Here is a 20,837-nt window from a genome sequence, read left to right on the forward strand (position 1 = left end):
ATCGGGGCCAATGCTGGGCAACACAGTATCAACCCTAGGGAGGAACCATGTCCTATACCAAGAAACTCGTCCGCCGTTCTGCGGCTCTCGGCACGGTCTCGGCCATTGCCATGTCGCTGGGAACCGCGGCCTACGCTGTCGATCTGAGCCTGATGTTGAACGAAAACGACAACGAGGCCGAGATCCTTCAGGGCTTCATCGACCGCTACAAGGAAATCGAGCCCGACGTTAACATCTCGCTGAACATCGTCGGCTATGACGTGGTGCGCGAACAGCTTCCCGTTCAGCTTGAGGCCGGGTCGGGCCCCGATCTGGCGCTTGTCACCAACCTTGGCGGCTTCAACCCCTATTACGTCGACCTGACCCCCTACGTCGATGCCGAGGCCTGGGAAGCGGCCTATGGCGCCGTTCTGCCCTGGTATCGTGCGGGCAAGCCCGACGGGATCTACGGCTTTCACACCGAAATGACGGTGACGGGCCCCTATGTCAACCTGACCATGTTCGAAGAGGCGGGCGTGGACGTGCCAGAACCCGGCGCAACCTGGGAAGACTGGGCCGATGCCACCCGTCAGGTGATGGAGGCCACCGGCGCCTATTCCGGCATGGTGATGGACCGGTCGGGTCACCGCATGGCCGGGCCTGCCATGTCCTACGGTGCCAAGTATTTCGACGAGGATGGCAAACTGATCGTCGACGAAGGGTTCAAGACCTTCGCGCAGATGATGCTGGACTGGCACGCCGAAGGCTTGATGCCCCCCGATGTCTGGCCGGCGGTGTCCGGTGGCAAATACGCCAACGGCAACGAGATGTTCTTCAACCAGGATGTGTCGTTCTACATGTCCGGGTCGTGGAACGTGGGCAACGTCGAGGCCAACGTCGGCGACAAGTTCGACTGGGCCGTGGTGCCCGTGCCCTGCGGTCCGGCGGGCTGTGGCGTGATGCCGGGCGGTGCCGGTCTGGTTGCCTTCTCGGGCGGCGCCGATGACGAGGCGGCGGCCAAGTTCGTGGCCTGGATGGGCGAAAAGGAACAGGCCAAGGAATACTATACCCAGACCTTCGCCATCCCCGCCCATGCCGAGCTTCAGAAGGAAGGGCTTGATTACCAGTCCGCCGGTGCCTCGGAAGCGGTGGCCGACGGCCTGAACAAGTTCGCCGCCATGGCGGTGGTAACGGCCGAGGAACTGCCCCAGGCCTATGACCTGCAAGGCAATCCCAACAACTTCGTCATCTTCAATGCCACGACCCAATACCTGGGCGCGGCGATGAACGGCGAAATCTCCCTGGACGAGGCGATGGCCAAGATCCAGGAGGAAACCGACAAGAACGCCAACAACTGATCCTGTCACCGGCGATGCGGGGCCGTTCCATGCGGCCCCGCATCTTCGATTTACGCCTGCCCAAGGATACCCCCCATGAGCATCGCCGCCCTTGCCAGCCTGATCATCGGCATCCTGTGGATCGGAGGCGGCACATGGTGGCTGCTGGCCCGGCGCCAATACCGGCTGGCCCAGATCCCGAATTTCGCCATGGATCTCATCGGGTTTCCGGTGGAACTGGCGCAAAGCCTGTTCGGCAGGCGCGGGGTGCCCTATGCCCTGCTGCTGCCCAACATGCTTATCTTCGGGTTCTTCACCTTCCTGCCGATGATCCTGAACTTCTATGTCAGCTTCACCGGCGGATCGTCGATTGCCCTGTTCGACCGGCCCTGGGTGGGGGGCGCGAACTATGGCGCGATCTTCGAATGCGAAAGCTATTTCGACCCGCGCACCTGTTCCAACGAAGGCTTCAGTTTCTGGAAAGGGATGGGCAACACCCTGATTTTCGTGGCGGTGCAGGTGCCGATCCTCTGCGTTGCCGCCCTGGCCACGGCGCTGGTGGTCAACAAGAACATCGTGGGGCGCGGGTTCTGGCGGGCCATGTTCTTTTATCCGGTCATGCTGTCACCGGTGGTGATCGCGAACATCTGGAACTGGGTTCTGCACCGCAAGGGCATCCTGAACGAAACCCTTGGCAATGCCTCGGACGGGATCACCGCGCTGGCGGGAATGACCGGCTTTGACATTGCCGCGACCGTCACCTTCGGCATCCTGCTGATGCTGGCCAGCGAAAGGGCAATCCGCGCCAATGCCGATCCTTCGCTGCCCTGGACGGCGGTTTTCGCCGCGCTGTTCCTTGCCGTCTTCTCCTGGGCCAGCCCGCTGCGGATGGTGGGGTTCGAGGCGCTGTCGTCCTTCTGGCTGGGCCTTGTGCTGGTGGCGGGCCTGCTGTGGTTCGTGGCCACGGGCCACCCGAGGGCGCGCTGGGCGATCATCGGCTTCGGCATCCTGTCGATCGTGTTGCTGCTGTCGATCCAGTTCGACTCGGTCTTCGATTTCGGGCGCTTCCGCCCCATCAACTGGCTGGTGACGCCCAACACCAACTGGCCCTTCTTCTGGCTGGTCTTCGTCTTCTGCTGGTCGCACATGGGCTTTTACATGCTGATCCTGCTGGCCGGCCTTCAGGCGATCCCGCGCGATCTCTACGAAGCCGCCAAGATGGACGCCACCAAGCCGGCGCGCGCCTTCTATCGCATCACCCTGCCGCTGGTCATGCCGACGTTGACGGTGGTTCTGGTGCTGTCGCTGATCCGCAGCTTCCAGATCTTCGACGAGGTCTGGCTGCTGACCGGGGGCGGCCCGGGGCGCGAGACCTTCATGATCGTGCAGCATATCTATGAAACCGCCTTCACGGGCGACAACCCCGCCTATGGCGAGGCGGCGGCGGGGTCGGTCCTGATGGCGGTGGTGATTGCCATCTTCACCTTCTTCCAACTGTTCATCACCCGCCGCCAGTCGGAGCTGTAAGTCATGGGCATCGCAACATTCCTCACCCGCACCCGTGGCAGCGCCGACAAGGCCGAACGGATCGGCGCGGCCGATGTCATGGCCTATTGCTATCTTGCGCTGGGGGTCTTCATCATCCTTGTCCCCGTGCTCTGGACCTTTTTCAGTTCGGTGAAACCCGAACGCGCGGTCGACAGTTTCGACACCCGTCTGCTGCCCTATGCCCAGGTCGAAACGGACGTGCCGGGCGAGGGCGACAAGACCACCTGGATCTATACCGACGACAACGGCAATGAGACGGTGGTGTTCAAGGCCGGGCCGACGCGCAAGGAAACCGATGTCGCGCCGATCGACGATCCGACCAACGTGTTCAAGGTGCCGCGCACCCAGCTTGCCCCGAACGAGGAGATCCGCATCGCCACGGAAAACTACCTCGACCCGATCCTGAAACGGAACGGGCAGACCAATTTCACCTTCTTCACCTACCTGTTCAACAGCGTTTTCGTCACCGTGATGGCGACCCTGATCACCCTGCTGATCAACGCCATGGCGGCCTTCGCGCTCAGCAAATACCGGTTTCGCGGGCGGCTGACCTTCACCATCCTGATCGTGGCCACGCTGCTGATCCCGTCGTCGATCATCCTGGTGTCGCTGTTCTTCGTGGTCTGGTCCTTCGGCATCTTCGGCTCGCTCTGGGGGGTGATCATCCCGGCTGCGGCCACGCCCACGGGCGTGTTCCTGCTGCGCCAGTACATGCTGACCATCCCCGACGAACTGCTCGAGGCGGCGCGCATGGATGCCGCCAGCGAATGGCGCATCTTCTGGCGCATCGTCCTGCCGCTCAGCCTGCCGGCGCTGTCGGTGCTGGCGATCCTCAGCGTCATCTGGCGCTGGAACGATTTCCTCTGGCCGCTGATCGTGCTGATCTCCGACCCCTCGGCCCATACCCTGCAGATCGGCCTGACCACCTTCAGCGGTGAATTCGACAGCGATTTCCACTACATCCTTGCGATGACGGTCGTATCGCTCATCCCCATCACGCTGGTGTTCGTGTGGCTGCAACGCTTCATCACCACCGGCATAGCCACATCGGGGCTCAAATGATCCTCACGACAGGTTTGACGTAATGGCCACACATGCACTTGAACTGAAGCACATCAAGAAATCCTGGGGCGCGGTCCAGGTGATCCACGGCATCGACCTGGCCATCGAAGAGGGCGAATTCGTGGTCTTCGTCGGACCGTCGGGGTGTGGCAAATCCACCCTGCTGCGCCTGATCGCGGGGCTGGACGATCCGACCTCGGGCGACATCCTGTTGCAGGACAAGCGGGTGAACAACGTGCCCGCCTCGGAACGCGGGCTGTCGATGGTGTTTCAGTCCTACGCGCTTTATCCGCATATGTCGGTGCGTTCGAACCTGTCGTTCGGGCTGGAAAACCTTCGCATGGCAAAGGAAGAGATCGACCGGCGGGTCAACGACGCGGCCAAGCTCCTGCAGATCGAGATGCTGCTCGATCGTCGCCCCGGGCAGCTTTCGGGTGGGCAGCGGCAGCGGGTCGCCATCGGGCGGGCCATCGTGCGCGAGCCGCAGATCTTCCTCTTCGACGAACCGCTGTCGAACCTCGACGCCGAATTGCGCCTGCAGATGCGGGTCGAGATTGCCAATCTGCACGCCGAGCTTGGCAATACGATGATCTATGTCACCCATGACCAGGTCGAGGCGATGACCATGGCCAACCGCATCGTCGTGCTGCGCGGCGGGCGGATCGAACAGGTGGGCAAGCCGCTGGACCTCTACAACCGGCCGGTCAACAAGTTCGTCGCCGGTTTCCTGGGGGCGCCGCAGATGAATTTTCTTGCCGGCAAGATCGCGCCCGATGGCAAGCTGACCATGGATTGCGGGTTGCAGATGCCCGTCCAACTGGGCGAAACTCTGGTGGAAACAATGCCCTGTACCCTTGGCCTGCGCCCCGAAACCATCGGGGTATCTCTGGAAGGGGCGGGCGATATGGTGGTGAAAGTGCAGAATTTCGAACAACTTGGCGCGGTGACCTATATCTACACCGCCTTCCCCAACGGTGAGACGCTGACCGTGCAACTGGCCCAGCAGATCCCCCTGAAGCGGGGCCAGGAAATCGGCGTGACGTTCGATCCGGAACGCTTCCACATCTTCGCCGGCGAAGGCGAAAGGGCGCTGGAACTGAAGGGGAGGGCGCTGGCATGAAGGTTGCGCTGATCGGCCTTGGCATGGTCTCGGGCACCTATGTGGATGCCCTGTCGAAAACCGATATCACCCTTGCGGGGGTCTACTCCCGCTCCGAGGAAAGCCGGCAGGCCTTCCTGGCAAAGCACGGTTTGACGGCGCGCAGCTATGGCTCGGTCGCCGAGATTGCCGCAGACGACGTCGATTTCGTGATCGTCACCACGCCCCCAAATGCCCGCGCCGAGATCATCGGAGAACTGGCCGCGGCAGGTAAACCGATCCTGATGGAAAAGCCGGTCGAGCGGAACCTCGAGAACGCCACGGCCCTTGTCGAAACTTGCGAGGCGGCGGGCGTGCCGCTGGGCATCATGCTGCAATTCCGCGCGCGACCGGTGCTGGCCGATCTGCGCCGCATCCAGCCTGATCTGGGCGCCCTCGGCATGGTCGAGGTGCATGTGCCCTGGTGGCGTCCCCAGTCCTATTACGATGAGCCGGGCCGCGGCACCTATGCGCGCGACGGCGGTGGGGTCCTGATCTCCCAGGCCATTCACACGCTTGACCTGATGCTGTCCCTGACCGGCCCGGTGGTGGATGTCACCGCACTCACCGCGACCACGGCCTTTCACGACATGGAGGCCGAGGATTTCGTCTCGGCGGGGTTGAACTTTGCCAATGGCGCGGTCGGAACGCTTACCGCCACGACGGCCAGTTTCCCGGGGCGGGGCGAATCCATCACCCTGCATTTCGCCAAGGGCTCGGCCCGGTTTGAAACGAACCAGCTTTCGATCGATTGGCGCGACGGCAACAGCGAAACCTTCGGGGCCGCAACGGCCAGCGGCGGCGGGGCCGATCCGATGGCATTCACCTCGGACTGGCATCGCGCGGTGATCTGTGATTTTGCTGACGCGATCCGCGAGGGGCGTGCGCCCATGGTGCCCGGCCGTGCGGCGCTTGAGGTGCATCGCCTGATTGCGGCCATTGAAACATCGGGGCGCAGGGGTGCCCGCACGGAGGTTTAGATGCCGTTCAAGATTGCCGTCATGGGCATAGATCATGGTCACATCTTCGGAATGCTGTCCAACATGCTGGCGCAGGGATGCAGCTGTACCCAGTGGTGGACGGGCGGCCCGGCCGTGACCGAGAACAAGTTCCGCGAGGTCTTTCCCCAGCTTGAGAAGGTGGCGGATTACCGCACCATTCTTGACGACCCCGAGGTGAAGATGGTCCTGATTTCCGCCATTCCCTGCGACCGCGCCGACCTGGCGATCGCGGCGATGGAGGCGGGCAAGGACGTGATGGTCGACAAGCCGGGCTGCACCACGCTTGAGCAACTGGACGCGATCAAGGAGTGCCAGGCGCGCACCGGCCGCATCTGGACGGTCAACTTTTCCGAACGGTTCGAGGTGGCGGCAGTGGCCAAGGCCGAGGAACTGGTGAACGCCGGGGCCATCGGGCGGGTGGTGCAGACCGTGGGCCTTGGCCCGCACAAGCAGAACCTGAAAACGCGGCCCGACTGGTTCTTCGACACGCAGAAGTTCGGTGGCATTCTCTGTGACATCGGTTCGCATCAGATCGATCAGTTCCTTCATTTCACCGGCTCGGACATGGCCGATATCGTTCACGCCCACGTCGAGAACACGACGATGCCCGATCATCCCGGCTTCCAGGATTTCGGCGAGATGGTGCTCCGCTCGCCCAGCGGGCACGGCTATGTGCGCGTCGACTGGTTCACCCCGAACGGGATGCCCACCTGGGGCGACGGGCGCCTGTTCTTGCAGGGCACCGAAGGCCAGATCGAGTTGCGCAAATATACCGAGATCGGTCAGGCGCACCGGTTGGGCAATCTCTACCTCGTGAATGGTGAAGAAAACGTTCACATCGACTGTTCCGAAATGGCACTGCCCTATTTCCCGAGGCTCTGCGCCGATGTTCAGGATCGCACGGAAACCGCCGTTGGACAGCGCCACACCTTCACGACCATGGAACTGGCCATCCGTGCACAGGCCGCCGCAGCATGACCAGAACCGTGTCTGTCATTGGCGCGGGGATCGGCGCACAGCATCTGACCGGCTATGCGGCCTTGCCCGACGACTATCGAATTCACAGCATTTGCGACCTTGACGCCGAACGTGGCCAAGCGGCGGCAGATGCCCATGATGGCTGCCGGTATATCCAGGATTTCAAGGACGTACTGGCCGATCCTGATGTCGATATCGTCGATATCTGCCTTCCGCCGCACTTGCACTTTTCTGCCATCATGGAAGCCCTGGACGCGGGCAAGATCGTTGTCTGCGAAAAACCCCTGGTCGCCTCGCTGGCCGAGGTCGATCAACTGGCCGAGAAGGTCGCCCAGACCGATGGCATCGTCGCGCCGGTGTTCCAGTATCGCTATGGCCTGGGAACGGCGCAGCTCCTCGCGCTGATCGAGGCCGGACTGGCCGGAAAATGCTATGCCGGGACGCTGGAAACCCACTGGGACCGCGACGCCGCCTATTACGCGATTCCCTGGCGCGGTACATGGAAGGGCGAGAGGGGCGGTGCCCTTCTGGGCCATGCGATCCACATCCACGATCTGCTGCCCTGGCTGCTTGCCCCCGTGGCGCAGGTCTTTGCCGATACGGCGACGCGGGTGAACGACATCGAGGTCGAGGATTGCGCCGCTCTGTCGCTGCGCATGGGCGATGGTGCCCTGATCACCAGCTCGGTCACCCTGGGCAGCGCCGGAAACACCAGTAGGATGCGCCTGAACTTCGAGGGGTTCACCGTCGAATCCGACCATGCGCCCTATTCGCTGGCCGCCAAGCCCTGGCACTTCACCGCCCGCGCACCGACGACCCAGGCGCAGATCGACGATGTGCTGGCCGATGTGACCGAGGCGAAGACGGGTTTCGTGGGCATGTTCGAAGCGCTGGCAGATGCCCTGGACGGCAACGGCGGGCGCGAGGTGACGCTGGAAGACGGCCGACGCTCGCTGGAATTCGTGACCGCGGTCTATGCCTCGGCGAAGGCAAACGCCCCGGTCACGCTGCCTTTGGGGCGCGATCACCCGATGTATGGCGGCTGGGTCCCCGAGGGGTGACCCCGCGGCGGCGGGACGCCTCCGGCGGGAGTATTTTAAGCAAGAAAGTAGGGGCCTCGCCGCCCGGTCCCGGCCCGTCTCTGGGCAAATGGGTGCACCTTCCCCATCTTTGGTCCTGAAATATCCCGGGGTCTGGGGCAGCGCCCCAGTCCGCCTGTCCCAACAAATGGGCCGTTCGAGACAAGTATCGCTGAAGGCCCTGTCGCCGCCTTTTCGTTTGCGCTCCAACGATGGGGCGCCATTATGGGGCCGATTTCAGACAGCGACGCGGATTGCCCATGTCCCCCTCCGACACGCCCACCAGCGACGACCGTTTCGCCCCCTGTACCGGGGCCGCGATCCAGGCCCTGCGCCGCACACCGCCTTTCGCCGAACTCTCTGATGAACAGGCCGCGCGGGTTCTGGGCGTGGCGGAACGGCGGCAGGTGGCGCGGGCCACGCGGCTGATCCGGGCGGGTGACCCCGCCGACTTTCTTTTCCTGGTGTTGCGCGGCCGCTTTACTGTCATGGCGGGCGGTCAGGCGATCGCGGATATTGGCGCCGGAGAGCCGATCGGTGAAATCGGCTTTTTCGCGGGGGGCGCAAGATCGGCCGATGTGGTGGCCGCGCGCGGCAGCGAGGTTCTGATGCTGGGGCGCGAGGCCTGGAACGCTGTCGCGCAAGAGGTGCCCGGGATCGCGCAGGCGATCATGGCCAGCCTTGCCCGTCGCCTGGCCACGACAAGCCGGGGAGCGAGGGCGCTGCGCCCGAGAGCGGCGCGCTGTGTCGCGCTTTGCGGCGAGGTGCCCCCCAGGGTAATCGCGGCCCTGCGGGCGGGTCTGCCCGACTGGGGCGTGATCGAGGCCGGTGCCGCCGACCCCCGCGCCCGCCAGCAGCAGATCGAGGCGGAGGGGCGGAAAGTTCTCTTCGTGGCGCCATCCGCCGGGATGCTGACCGAGGTGGACGAGGTCTTCGACTTTGCGCCCCTTGCCAGTTCCGGCGCCCGCAACCGCGCGCCCTTGCCGCCGGGCACGATGGCGCAACTGGTGCTTTGGCGTGATCGGGCGGACCAGCCGATTGGCGGCACGGCAGCCCTGCGTCAGGCCCGGCAGGTCGCGCAGCATCACCATGTTGCGCTGGACCAGCCTGCCGATCTGGACCGGCTGGTGCGTTTCGTCGATGGCCGGGCGCTCGGCCTCGTGCTCAGCGGGGGAGGGGCGCAGGGGACGGCGCATCTTGGCGCGCTGAAGGCCCTCGGTGAACACGGGATGACCTTCGACATGATCGGTGGTACCAGTGCGGGTGCGGCCATGGGCGCGGCCCTGGCCCTAGGGCGCGATCCCGACATGGTCATGGATCTGTGCGAGGAGATCTTCCTGCGCAGCAAGGCCATGGGGCGGTATGCCCTGCCCAAGTACAGCATCCTTGATCCCGCCCTGTACGATGCCGCCCTTCGCGAACATTTCGGTCTTTGGGACATCGAAGATCTGGCGCTGCCCTTCTTTGCCGTGGCAACGAACCTTTCGGCAAACGACGTGGCGATCCTCGACTCGGGTCCCCTGTGGCAGGCGCTGCGGGCCAGTACCTCGATCCCTGTCGTGTTTCCGCCATGGATCGACGGCGCCGGGAATGTCCTGGTGGACGGTGCGATGATCGACAATGCGCCGATCCTGGCCATGCGGGCGCGCAAGCCGGGGCCGGCGATCCTGCTGAACATGCTGCGCGATACGGATTGGCGCAGCGCTAGGGGCTATGAGTCCCTTCCGACCCGCGCCGGCACGGCATGGGAGGTTCTGTCCACCCCCTGGCGTCGCGGCTCGGGCGAGGGCGGCTTTCCCACCGCGATCTCGGTCTTGTCACGGGTCTTCAACGTGAACGCCCAGCGGCGGTTGCGCGGGGTCGATGCGCCCGGTGACGTGATGATCGATATCGAGCCTCTGGCGGGCATGGCCTATCTCGACTGGACGAAATCCCGCGCCCAGTTCGACGCCAGCTATCGCGCCTTTTCCCGCGCCCTTGAACAGGCGAGCGCGGCGGGGGAAAGCCCGGCCGACCCGGTCGCGATGATGCGGGCCACGAAAGCCGCTTTGCCCTGGGCCGGTCCAAAGGGGGGCTGAGGCCGGCCCGGAAACGAAAAATGCCGCCAGCGAGGGGGCTGGCGGCATTCCATGGACCTGTGCAACGCCCGAAAAGGGCGGGGCAGACGGATTATTCGTCGGTGTCCACGTTGATGGCTTCGACTTCGTCTGCTTCGACTTCGCCGTCTTCCTCTTCGCCCGCCGAAACCAGGCCAGCCGGAGCCGAGAGGTTGGCGATCACGAAGTCGCGGTCGATGGTCGGGCGCGTGCCCTGGGGCAGGTCGACCGAGGAGATGGTGACGGTGTCACCGATTTCCAGCCCGGCGATCGAGATGGTGATCTTCTCGGGGATGTCGCCGGCGGTGCAGCGCAGTTCGACTTCGGGGCGCACCATGGTCAGCACGCCGCCCTTGCGCAGGCCGGGGCAGTCTTCCTCGCCCTCGACTTCGACAGGGATGAACAGCGAAACGCGGCTGGTGCGCTTAAGGCGCATGAAATCCACGTGGGTCGGCAGATCCTTGACCACGTGGCGCTGAACGCCGCGGCAGATCACGCGCACGTCTTCCTGGCCTTCCATCTTCAGGTTGAAGAGGGTCGACAAGAAGCGCCCGGCCTTGAGCTTCTTGATCAGCTCGTTGTAAGGCAGGTTCAGCGGCAGGGGATCGGCACCCCCGCCATAGACGACACCGGGGACAAATCCTTCGCGGCGGGCGGAACGGGCGGCCCCCTTGCCTGTCCCCGTTCTCGGCAGCGCCTGGATGTCTGGGATTTTACCAGCCATTGCAGTTCTCCATTTGATTCGATGTTGGGGGCGGCCTCCAAGGGTGTCCGCCCATGAGCGCGTGGCTATAGGCGATGTTGGCGCGGTTGGAAAGCCTTGTCGGCGTCGCGCGGGCGGAAAATGCGGGAGCCTCCGGCGGGAGAATTTGTCACAAAGAAGAAACCGCAATCGCACCTGATGCTTCTTCTTTGTCATAAATACTCAAAGAGCGGCCTTTCGACAGGCGCGGCGGTGGATGATTTGGCACTTGCCGTGCAAACCGGTTGCTGGCAACAGGCGGGCATGACTGTACGATCTGCCCTTCGCCTGTCCCGTTCGCCCGCCCTGGCCTTTGCCGGCATGGGGGCGATGTGGGGATCCTTTGCCGCTTTCGTACCCGTGCTGAAGGCCGGACTTGGGGCGGGGGATGGCCTGTTCGGGCTGGCGCTGCTGTGTTCGGCCATCGGACTGGTGATGTCGATGTGGCTGGCGCCGCTGGCCGATGCGCGTCTGGGGCGTTGGGCGATGCCCATTGCCTCGGCTCTCTTGTCGGTGTCCTTCCTGCTGCCCGGCACGGCCGACACGGTTCTGGCCTTCGCGCTGTCCATGGCCTGTGTTGGCATGGCCTCGGGGCTGACCGATGTGGTGATGAACGCCCGGGTGAGCGAGCTTGAGGCGCGCCATGACCGGTCGCTGATGAACCTGAACCATTCGATGTTCTCGTTCGCCTATGCCGCCAGCGCCGTTGTCACCGGCATTGCGCGCGAAGCGGGGCTGGCGCCGGTGACGGTCTTTGCCGGAATCGGTGCCATCGCCCTGATCGGCACCCTTTGGATGCGCATGGATGTCGAGATCGTGCCCGAAGAGGATGAGCATTCGCGCCGCGCCTTCCCGACCTCGATCGTAGTCTGGGGCGGTGGTATCGTCCTGATTGCCTTCCTGGCCGAGAATGCCGCCGAGGGCTGGTCGGCCCTGCATATCGAACGCACCCTGGGTGGCGGCGCGGCCGAGGGGGCCTTTGGCCCGGCCATGTTGGGCCTGACCATGGGGATTGGCCGGTTCTCGGGACAGTTGATCGCCGACCGGCTGCGGGAATCCACCGTCATCCGCTGGTCGGCGGTGCTTTCGGCCCTGGGCGGTTTCCTTGCGGCGGGGGCGGTGAACCTGCCCATGGCCTACCTCGGGTTCGCCCTTTACGGGCTGGGGGTTTCGGTGCTGGCGCCCATGGGGCTGGCGCTGGTGGGGCGGCGGGTGTCGCCCGCGCATCGCACCAAGGCGATCTCGCGCACGGCGGTTGTCGGCTTTCTGGGCTTCTTCGTCGGGCCGCCTGTCATGGGCCTTCTGTCCGAGGCCTTCAGCCTGCGGGTGTCCTTTGCCATCGTGTCGCTGCTGCTGATTGCGATCCTGGCGATGCTTCTGCCCCTGCGGCGCAGCGAAGGTCAGGTGGCGGGCAACAGCCAGACCCGCCCGTAGGGCGGCAGGTCTAGCCTGTCCTGCCCCTGCAACAGGGGCCGTTTCGTCAGCGCGTCGATGTACCACTGCCCCTCTTGCAGGCCCAGATTTATCCCGTCGATGGCCTGCCGGTGTTCGGTGAAGTTGAACACCGCCGTCAGCGTGGCATCGTCGCCCGGCCGCTGCACCGCGAAAAGCGCGGGGTGGCCGGTTTGCAGGATGCGCGTGGGAACCGAGCCGGCCAGTTGCGGCAGGGCCTTGCGCCGGGCCAGGATGTGCCGGGTGCCGCGCCAGATCCAGCCTGCCGGGCCTTCGGCGGTTTCGCCGCCCGTTGCTGCCACCCAGTCCATCGCCGGGCGCTGCATCCAGCGGCCATCCTCGGCCAGGTCGGGATCGCGGGCATAGGAATGATCGTTGGTCAGCCCGATCTCGTCGCCCATGTAGATCAGGGGCATGCCGCCGAAAGACGCGATCAGGGCGTGGCCCATAAGGATGCGGTTTACCGCCAGGTCAACCTGGCCCGGATCGCCCGCCGCAAGGGCGGCCTCCAGCCCGGCGAGCGAGGCAAAGGTGCCATTGGTGCGCTTGTCGCCGGTTTCCTCGTTCACCTGGAAATCGGCCCCGCGGGCAAAGCTGCCGGGAAAGCGGCCGGCATAGAAATCGGCCAGGAAGCGGCGGTGTCCCGGCCCTGTGATCGGGGCAAACCGCGCGGCATCGCCATCGTCGATGGCCCAGCCGATATCGTCGTGGCAGCGGATATAGGTGGCCCAGCCGGCGCGGCGGAAATTCTCGGGGAAATGGCGCGCCAGCACATCCGCCATCATCCGCGTGTCGCGCGCGGCAAGCGATGACCAGAACTGCACCATCAGGTTGTTGTGATAGGCGAACTGGCTGACCCGCCCGGCGTGGCGCCCCTGACCGAGATAGGGCACCAGATCGCGCGGGCCGACGATGGCTTCGGCCTTGTGCACGACGCCGGGGGCGGCGATGCGGGTGGCCTGTACGATGGCCTGAAGCAGGTCGTGCACCTCGGGGAGGTTCTGGCAATTGGTGCCCATGCGCTTCCACATGAAGGCGACGGCGTCCAGGCGCATCACCTCGGCGCCGTTGTTGGCGAGGTCCAGAATCACGGCGAGGATCGCCAGGAAAACCTCGGGGTTTTCCCAGTTCAGATCCCACTGGTATTCGTTGAACGTGGTCCAGACCCACTTGTCCATGTCGGGATAGAAGGTGAAATTTCCCGGCGCCTGGTTCGGAAAGACTTCGACCAGGGATTGTTCGTACTGGCGGGGCAGGGTGGCATCGTCGAAGATGCGATAGAAGGCGCGGTAGTGCGGATCGCCGGCGCGGGCCTTTTCGGCCCATTCGTGTTCTTTCGCGGTGTGGTTCAGCACCATGTCGATGCAGGTGGAAATGCCCGCCGCGCGCATCTGCTTTGTCACCCGGCGGAAATCGGCCATGGTGCCGAGCGCGGGATTGATCGCGCCGTAATCCATCACCGCATAGCCGCCGTCGCTGTCGCCCGGGCGCGGTTTCAGGCAGGGCATGAAATGGGCATAGGTGACACCCAGCTTTTGCAGGTAGGGGATGTGTTTGGGCACATCCTTCAGCCGCCCGGCGAAACGGTCGATGTAGAAGACGTAGCCCACCATCTGTTGCGACAGGAACCAGTCGGGCATCACGTCGCGCGCCAGGTCCAGCGCGCGCAGGTCGCGCGGGCGGGCCTGCCATTTTTCCAGCAGGAGGGCGCGCAGGCGGGCAGTGAGCCTGTCGATATCGCAATTTTCGCCGTAGACCCGCGCAAGCGCGGCGGTCATGTCGGGGGCGCTGCGTTGCCAGCGCAGGTCGAACAGGGTGTCGGTGATGGGTCTTGTGTCTGCCATGAAGGCATCAATGCAGATGCGGCGCGATTGTCAATTCAACCGCGCCGCCCCGTGGCGGATCAGCCCTTGCGCCGCCAGCGGTAGAAATCGTCGTCGATCAGCAGGATGTCGCGGTCGACATCCTGGATGTTCTTGCGCCCGCAAAGGGCCATTGTGGTGTCCAGCTCCTTGCGGATCACCTCGAGCGCGGTTTCCACACCCTTCTGCCCCATGGCGCCCAGGCCATAGATGAACGACCGCCCGATAAAGGTGCCCTTGGCGCCCAGGGCCACGGCCTTGAGCACGTCCTGCCCCGAGCGGATACCGCTGTCCATGTGCACCTCGATCTGGTCGCCCACCGCCTCGACGATCTCGGGCAGGGCGCGGATCGAGGAGATGGCCCCGTCGAGTTGCCGCCCACCGTGGTTGGAAACGACGATGGCGTCGGCCCCCACGTCGACGGCGCGCCGGGCGTCCTCGGCATCGAGAATGCCCTTCAGGATCACCTTGCCGCCCCACATCCGCTTGAACTCGGCAATGCGCGCCCAGTCGAGCGAGGGGTCGAAGGCCTCGGCCGTCCAGGACGACAGCGACGACGGGTCGCTGACGCCTTTGGCATGGCCGACGACATTGCCGAAGGACCGCCGCTTGGTGCCCAGCATCTCAAGCCCCCATGGCACCTTGGTCATCATGTTGGCGATGGATTTCGGGGTCAGCTTGGGCGGGGCGGAAAGGCCGTTCTTGATGTCCTTGTGGCGCTGGCCCTGCACCTGAAGATCCAGAGTGATGACGATGGCCGAACAGCCCGCGGTGCGCGCCCGCTCGAACAGCCGCTCCATGAAATCGGTGTCCTTCAGGGTGTAGACCTGGAACCAGAACGGCTTGGTGGTGTTTGCCGCCACATCCTCGATCGAGCAGATCGAGAGCGTCGAGAGGGTGAAGGGGACGCCAGCCTTTTCGGCGGCCTTGGCGGCGAGGATTTCGCCATCGGCGTGCTGCATGCCCGTCAGCCCCACGGGGGCCAGGGCAACCGGCATTGCCACGTCTTCGCCGATCATCTGTGTTGCGGTGCTGCGCCCGGCCATGTCGACGGCCACCCTCTGGCGCAGGCGCAGCAGATCGAAATCGGTCGAGTTGTCGCGGAAGGTCTGCTCGCTCCAGGCGCCGGATTCGCAATAGTCGTAGAACATCCGCGGCACGCGCCGCCTGTAGATGCGTTTGAGGTCTTCGATCTCGGTTATATGGGGCATGGGCTGGCCTTCGGGGTGAATTGGTAAGGAAGATTTACCAATCGGTGCGTCTGACGGCAAGGCTGCTTTGCCCCCGTCGCGAAGGGTGTTCGGAGAATGGCGAAAACAGGGATTGCGCCGCCTTCGGCGTCGCCCGGGCGCGCGCTCGAAACCTGCGGTTTCTCGCGCGCCATGAGTATTTTTGGCAAGAAAGAGAGGCGGGCGTGCGGGCCCGGTCGGGGTCAGCGTGCTGCGCGAAGGGTTGGTTCGCGGCGTTTGCTGCCCGGGGGAGAACCGGCCGGTGTGTCGGAACGGGGCGCGCCGTGCTGAAGCGTCTTGTGGATGGCGCCGAGGCGATCGCTGATCTGGAACAGCACAGCGGTGAACCCGGCCGAGGCCAGAAGCGCGAAGCCGACCAAGAAGGGTGCGACGCCTTGCCAGCCGCTGGACGGCGCGGCGTTTTGCATGCCGACGGCGGCGACGACAAGAACGACGATTGCCAGTGCCGCCTGCAGCACCAGAAGCAACCGCGCCAGACCTGCCAGAACGTTGACCATTGCCGTTTCCCTGCCCGCCCGGCCGTCAGGCGCGGTGGGCGCCCTCGGCCAGCGAACGGACGAAGGCGAGCACCTGGTCCACCGGCTTGCCTTCGGCCAGTTCGGCGACGATGGCCGAACCGACGACGCAGCCGTCGGCGATGGCGGCGATGGATTGCGCGGCCTCGGGGGTGCGGATGCCGAAGCCGACGATCACGGGCAGGTCGGTCTGGGCCTTGATGCGGGCCACCTCGGGCGCGACATCGGCGGGTTCGGGGGCGGCGGCACCGGTGATCCCGGTGATCGAGACGTAGTAGACGAAGCCGCTGGTGTTCTGCATCACCTTGGGCAGGCGGGCGTCATCGGTGGTGGGGGTGGCCAGGCGGATGAAGTTCAGCCCCGCCGCCTGGGCGGGAATGCAGAGCTCGGCGTCCTCTTCGGGGGGGAGATCGACGATGATCAGCCCGTCTATGCCTGCCTCTTTCGCCTGTTCCAGAAACCGGTCAACGCCCCGCGAGCTGATCGGGTTGTAATAGCCCATCATCACGATCGGCGTGCTGTCGTCGCCCTGGCGGAAGGCGCGCACGAGGTCGAGCGTGCGGTCAAGCGTCATGCCACCCTCCAGCGCGCGCTGGCCGGCCAGCTGGATCGTGGCGCCGTCGGCCATGGGATCGGTGAAGGGCAGGCCCAGTTCGATCACGTCGACCCCGGCCCCGGGCAGGCCCCGGACCAGCGCCAGCGAGGTGTCGAAATCGGGGTCGCCCGCCATGACGTAAGACACGAAGGCCTTCTTGCCCGCGCGGCGCAGCTCAGCGAATTTGGCGTCGATCCGTGTCATTCCGTCTTCTCCCTCGGGTCCCTGTCAGGGGTTTGCGCGAATTGCGCGGCAAGATCAATGGCCGCTTGAAACCTTCGGCGGCGAACCCATATGACCCCTCATGAATTATGTCCTTGCCCTTTTCCTGCCGCCGCTCTCGATCCTTCTGACGGGTCGGGTGTTCCTGTCCATCCTGGTCTTCGTGATCTGGCTGCCGGCCATCATCTTTTCGGGCGGGCTGGGTCATCCGATCTTCATCCTGCTGGCCTGGGTGCTGATTTACCAGACCCATGCCGACGGGCGCCTGCGATAACCTTGCACCCGGGCGCCTGCCGCCATAGAAGCGCGCGAAACCACTAGCAGGGAGAGCGCGTCATGGGGTTCAAGATGGGTATCGTCGGGCTGCCGAACGTGGGCAAATCCACCCTGTTCAACGCGCTGACCCGCACCGCCGCCGCGCAGGCCGCGAACTTTCCGTTCTGTACGATCGAGCCCAACGTGGGCGAGGTGGCCGTGCCCGACGCCCGGCTGGACAAGCTGGCCGCCATTGCGAAAAGCAAGCAGATCATCCCGACGCGGATGACCTTTGTCGACATCGCTGGCCTTGTGAAGGGCGCAAGCCGGGGCGAGGGGCTGGGCAACCAGTTTCTGGCCAATATCCGCGAATGCGATGCCATCGCCCATGTGCTGCGCTGTTTCGAGGACGGCGACGTGACCCATGTGGAGGATCGCGTCGATCCTGTGGCCGATGCCGAAACCATCGAGACCGAACTGATGCTGGCCGACCTGGATTCGGTCGAACGCCGCCTGGCGGGCCTGTCGCGCAAGGTGCGCGGCGGCGACAAGGAGGCAGTGCAGCAGGAGCGGCTGTTGAAGGATGCGCAGGCCGCCCTTGAGAACGGCAAGCCGGCCCGCACCGTCGAGGTGGCCGAGGATGACCGGCGCGCCTGGAAGCTTCTGCAACTGCTGACCAGCAAGCCGATCCTTTTCGTCTGCAACGTCGGCGAAGAGGATGCCGCGACCGGCAACGCCCAATCCGAGCGTGTGGCCGCCATGGCCGCCGAACAGGGCGCGGGGATCGTGGTGATTTCCGCGAAGATCGAGGAAGAGATCAGCCAGCTTGAGCCCGACGAGGCCGAGATGTTCCTGGGCGAACTGGGGCTGGAGCAGGCGGGTCTGGACCGTCTGATCGTTGCGGGATACGAGCTTTTGGGCTTGCAGACCTATTTCACCGTCGGCCCGAAAGAGGCCCGCGCCTGGACGATCCCCACCGCCACCCCAGCCCCTCAGGCGGCGGGTGTCATTCACGGTGATTTCGAAAAGGGCTTCATCCGCGCCGAAACCATCGCCTATGACGATTTCGTCACCCTGGGCGGCGAGGCGGCAGTGAAGGATGCGGGCAAGATGCGGATCGAGGGCAAGAGCTATATCGTCAAGGATGGCGATGTGCTGCACTTCCTGTTCAACACCTGATCGTCACGGCTCCTGCTCCGAGGATACGGGCAGGCGCAGGGCCGGTATATGCGATGCCTTTTGCGAGGCGGCGTCGAACCCCTCCATCGGCACGGCCATGAGCATCGAGTTCAGGATCGCCTCTTCGGTGGCCTCGATCGCGGCCTCGAACAGGGGCGACAGGGCGCCGTTGCGCAGGGGTGCCGAGGGCGCAAGGCAGGTGGAAAAGGCCAGCGCGTAATCGCCCGACCCGTGGGAAAGCGCCGCACCCGTGCGGGCCAGGCCGCCGAAACACCGCTGGGCCAGCCGTTCCAGCGACCTTCCGTCAAGCGGCGCATCCGTGGCCAGGATGATCACGATGGACCCATCGGCATCTGCGGGGGGCAGGGCATGGTTCAGGGGGCGGCCGTCGATCCGCAGGCTGCCGCCGAAGTTCGACTGCACCAGCACCCCCAACGTGACGCCATCCACGACGCGCGAGGCGGTGCCGATGCCCCCCTTCATCCCGAAAGCGACGGTTCCGGTGCCCGCGCCCACGGCGCCCTCGTCCACCACGCCGCCCCGGGCAGTCTCCAGCGCCCGGCGCATTTCCGCCACGGTGGGGCGGGGGGCGCGGATGTCGTTCAGGCGCGAATCGTTGGTTTCGCCCACCACCGGGTTGATCGACACGACGTTGCCGTTGTCCGGATGGGCCAGGGTATGGGCGATCAGCGCCTCGATGGCGCGGCCGGTGGCGAGGGTATTGGTCAGCAGGATCGGCGTTTCGATCTGGTTCAACTCGTCGATCTGGGTGGCTCCGGTGAACTTGCCGAACCCGTTCAGCACCGCCAACCCGGCGGGCACCTTGCGCGCAAACAGGTTGCCGCCGTGGGGCAGGATCGCCGTTACCCCGGTGCGCGTGCGGTCGCCTTCGATCAGGGTCACATGGCCCACCGCCACCCCTTCGACATCGGTGATTGCATTCAGCGGGCCGGGGGTGTGCTGGCCGATGGTGATGCCCTGGGCGCGGGCGCGGCGGGGCGGTTGGGCGTCTTGCGGCATGGCGTGACCTGTCCTTTGGCGGGCGGATGCCCTGTTTCTGATCGGCTTTGCCAGTAGGGGCAAGGGGATGGCGCCGGGGGCGATCCTGCGCTTTAAACGCGGCAAGGCAGGAGGGCAGACGATGGACTGGGACGAATTTTCCGACTGGGGCGCGCGTGTGTCGCAATGGGCGGCCGCGTATCACCGAACGCTGCGTGACCGTCCGGTGCGTGCGCAGACCGCACCGGGCGAGATTGCGGCGCAACTGCCCGCCGCGCCGCCCGAGGGGGCCGAGGCCATGGAGGCCATCATGGCGGATTTCGAACGCGTGGTGATGCCGGGCATCACCCATTGGCAGCATCCGCGTTTCTTTGCCTATTTCCCGGCCAATGCCGCACCACCTTCGATGCTGGCCGAAATGCTGGTCAGTACCATCGCGGCCCAATGCATGTTGTGGCAAACCTCGCCCGCCGCGACCGAGATGGAAACCGTGATGCTGGACTGGCTGCGCCAGGCCATCGGCCTTCCTGTCGGGTTTGCGGGCGTGATCCAGGACAGCGCATCCTCGGCCACCCTGGCGGCGGTGCTGACCATGCGCGAAAGGGCGCTGAACTGGCAGGGCAACGCGCGGGGGCTGTCGGGGCAGGGGCGGCTGCGCATCTATTGTTCGGCCGAGGTGCATACATCGGTCGACCGCGCGATCTGGATTGCGGGGATCGGGCAGGACAATCTGGTGCGCATCCCCGTCACCGGCCCCCTGCGCGGCATGGACCCAGGCGCCTTGCAGGCCGCCATCACCGATGACATCGCGGCGGGGCATCTCCCGGCGGGCGTGGTGGCCTGCACCGGGGGCACGGGCACCGGCGCCTGCGATGACCTGTCGGCGGTGATCGCGGTGGCCAAGGACCACGGCCTTTACACCCATGTCGATGCCGCATGGGCCGGGGCGGCGATGATCTGCCCCGAGTTCCGCACGCTTTGGGCCGGGGTCGAGGGCGCGGATTCGGTCGTCTTCAATCCACATAAATGGCTGGGGGCGCAGTTCGACTGTTCGGCGCATTTCCTGCGCGATCCGGCCGATCTGGTCAGAACCCTGGCGATCCAGCCCGAGTATCTGAAGACCCACGGCCACGACGGGCTGATCAACTATTCCGAATGGTCGGTGCCGCTGGGCCGGCGGTTCCGGGCGCTGAAGCTGTGGTTCCTGATCCGCGCCTATGGCCTGGATGGCCTGCGCGAAAGGCTGCGCAACCATGTTGCCTGGTCCCGGGCGCTTTGCGCCGACCTGGGGCGCGACCCACGGTTTGAAATCGTCACCGCGCCGGTTTTGTCGCTGTTCACCTTCCGCCTGCGCGATGGTGATGACGCGGCGCAGATCGACCTCGTGAACCGGATCAACGACGATGGCCGCATCTACCTGACCCAGACACGGGTGGACGGGCGCATGGCGATCCGGTTCCAGGTGGGGCAGTTCGATGCCACCCGCGCCGATGTGGAAATGGCACGCCGCGTGATTGTCGAACTTTCGGGCGGCTGACCCCCTGTCAT

The 20,837-nt window shown here is 65.0% G+C and carries 18 protein-coding genes; 12 read left to right on the forward strand and 6 right to left on the reverse strand.

What is annotated here, in order from left to right; genetic code table 11:
* The first annotated feature begins 47 nt into the window (after nucleotides 1-47).
* The 8 genes from H7828_RS07485 (at nucleotide 48) to H7828_RS22830 (ending at nucleotide 10,200) form a co-directional block, all read left to right on the forward strand.
* Nucleotides 48-1,337 (forward strand): ABC transporter substrate-binding protein, encoded by a 1,290-nt coding sequence (locus tag H7828_RS07485; RefSeq protein WP_226780401.1) that lies wholly within the window; start codon nucleotides 48-50, stop codon nucleotides 1,335-1,337.
* Between the two features lie 75 nt (nucleotides 1,338-1,412).
* Nucleotides 1,413-2,843: a carbohydrate ABC transporter permease gene (locus H7828_RS07490; protein ID WP_226780402.1), complete on the forward strand. Its 1,431-nt coding sequence runs from the start codon at nucleotides 1,413-1,415 to the stop codon at nucleotides 2,841-2,843.
* Nucleotides 2,844-2,846: 3 nt separating this feature from the next.
* Complete coding sequence (locus H7828_RS07495) at nucleotides 2,847-3,926, forward strand: carbohydrate ABC transporter permease (RefSeq protein ID WP_226780403.1); 1,080 nt, start codon at nucleotides 2,847-2,849, stop codon at nucleotides 3,924-3,926.
* Between the two features lie 22 nt (nucleotides 3,927-3,948).
* The gene (locus tag H7828_RS07500; protein WP_226780404.1) at nucleotides 3,949-5,046 is read left to right on the forward strand and encodes an ABC transporter ATP-binding protein; all 1,098 of its coding nucleotides are present in this window, start codon (nucleotides 3,949-3,951) and stop codon (nucleotides 5,044-5,046) included.
* Nucleotides 5,043-6,044 (forward strand): Gfo/Idh/MocA family protein, encoded by a 1,002-nt coding sequence (locus tag H7828_RS07505; RefSeq protein ID WP_226780405.1) that lies wholly within the window; start codon nucleotides 5,043-5,045, stop codon nucleotides 6,042-6,044. The genes H7828_RS07500 and H7828_RS07505 overlap by 4 nt, the downstream gene beginning before the upstream one ends.
* A complete protein-coding gene (locus H7828_RS07510; protein WP_226780406.1) occupies nucleotides 6,045-7,043 on the forward strand; it encodes a Gfo/Idh/MocA family protein in 999 nt (332 codons plus the stop codon).
* Nucleotides 7,040-8,104 (forward strand): Gfo/Idh/MocA family protein, encoded by a 1,065-nt coding sequence (locus H7828_RS07515; protein WP_226780407.1) that lies wholly within the window; start codon nucleotides 7,040-7,042, stop codon nucleotides 8,102-8,104. The genes H7828_RS07510 and H7828_RS07515 overlap by 4 nt, the downstream gene beginning before the upstream one ends.
* 278 nt (nucleotides 8,105-8,382) lie before the next feature.
* Nucleotides 8,383-10,200, forward strand: coding sequence for a patatin-like phospholipase family protein (locus tag H7828_RS22830; protein ID WP_281070710.1), 1,818 nt, complete (start codon nucleotides 8,383-8,385; stop codon nucleotides 10,198-10,200).
* A gap of 91 nt (nucleotides 10,201-10,291) precedes the next feature.
* Here the strand turns inward: H7828_RS22830 and H7828_RS07530 are convergent, their stop codons facing one another.
* Nucleotides 10,292-10,942, reverse strand: coding sequence for a 50S ribosomal protein L25/general stress protein Ctc (locus H7828_RS07530; RefSeq protein ID WP_226780408.1), 651 nt, complete (start codon nucleotides 10,940-10,942; stop codon nucleotides 10,292-10,294).
* A 282-nt stretch (nucleotides 10,943-11,224) separates the two neighbouring features.
* Between H7828_RS07530 and H7828_RS07535 the strand changes: the two genes are divergently transcribed.
* Complete coding sequence (locus H7828_RS07535) at nucleotides 11,225-12,394, forward strand: MFS transporter (protein WP_226780409.1); 1,170 nt, start codon at nucleotides 11,225-11,227, stop codon at nucleotides 12,392-12,394.
* Here H7828_RS07535 and H7828_RS07540 read toward each other — a convergent pair.
* The 4 genes from H7828_RS07540 to trpA form a co-directional block, all read right to left on the reverse strand.
* Nucleotides 12,361-14,256: an alpha-amylase family protein gene (locus tag H7828_RS07540; protein WP_226780410.1), complete on the reverse strand. Its 1,896-nt coding sequence runs from the start codon at nucleotides 14,254-14,256 to the stop codon at nucleotides 12,361-12,363. The two genes, H7828_RS07535 and H7828_RS07540, sit on opposite strands and share 34 nt — an antisense overlap.
* 59 nt (nucleotides 14,257-14,315) lie before the next feature.
* Nucleotides 14,316-15,485: an alpha-hydroxy acid oxidase gene (locus tag H7828_RS07545; protein ID WP_226780411.1), complete on the reverse strand. Its 1,170-nt coding sequence runs from the start codon at nucleotides 15,483-15,485 to the stop codon at nucleotides 14,316-14,318.
* Nucleotides 15,486-15,706: 221 nt separating this feature from the next.
* Entirely contained in the window at nucleotides 15,707-16,021 is a 315-nt protein-coding gene (locus H7828_RS07550; RefSeq protein ID WP_226780412.1) for a hypothetical protein, read from the reverse strand.
* 25 nt (nucleotides 16,022-16,046) lie between these two features.
* Entirely contained in the window at nucleotides 16,047-16,838 is a 792-nt protein-coding gene (gene trpA, locus H7828_RS07555; protein ID WP_226780413.1) for a tryptophan synthase subunit alpha, read from the reverse strand.
* Between the two features lie 100 nt (nucleotides 16,839-16,938).
* Between trpA and H7828_RS07560 the strand changes: the two genes are divergently transcribed.
* Both H7828_RS07560 and ychF read left to right on the forward strand, forming a co-directional pair.
* A complete protein-coding gene (locus tag H7828_RS07560) occupies nucleotides 16,939-17,130 on the forward strand; it encodes a hypothetical protein (RefSeq protein WP_226780414.1) in 192 nt (63 codons plus the stop codon).
* Between the two features lie 62 nt (nucleotides 17,131-17,192).
* Nucleotides 17,193-18,290 carry a redox-regulated ATPase YchF gene (gene ychF, locus H7828_RS07565; RefSeq protein ID WP_226780415.1) on the forward strand — a complete coding sequence of 366 codons (1,098 nt, stop codon included), beginning with the start codon at nucleotides 17,193-17,195 and terminating at the stop codon, nucleotides 18,288-18,290.
* A 3-nt stretch (nucleotides 18,291-18,293) separates the two neighbouring features.
* Here ychF and H7828_RS07570 read toward each other — a convergent pair whose 3' ends face one another.
* Nucleotides 18,294-19,310 (reverse strand): P1 family peptidase, encoded by a 1,017-nt coding sequence (locus H7828_RS07570; RefSeq protein ID WP_226780416.1) that lies wholly within the window; start codon nucleotides 19,308-19,310, stop codon nucleotides 18,294-18,296.
* A 121-nt stretch (nucleotides 19,311-19,431) separates the two neighbouring features.
* Between H7828_RS07570 and H7828_RS07575 the strand changes: the two genes are divergently transcribed.
* Nucleotides 19,432-20,826 (forward strand): pyridoxal phosphate-dependent decarboxylase family protein, encoded by a 1,395-nt coding sequence (locus H7828_RS07575; RefSeq protein ID WP_226780417.1) that lies wholly within the window; start codon nucleotides 19,432-19,434, stop codon nucleotides 20,824-20,826.
* Nucleotides 20,827-20,837 lie beyond the last annotated feature (11 nt).

It is taken from the genome of Oceaniglobus trochenteri (assembly GCF_020529025.1).
Taxonomy (GTDB): Bacteria; Pseudomonadota; Alphaproteobacteria; order Rhodobacterales; family Rhodobacteraceae; genus Oceaniglobus; species Oceaniglobus trochenteri.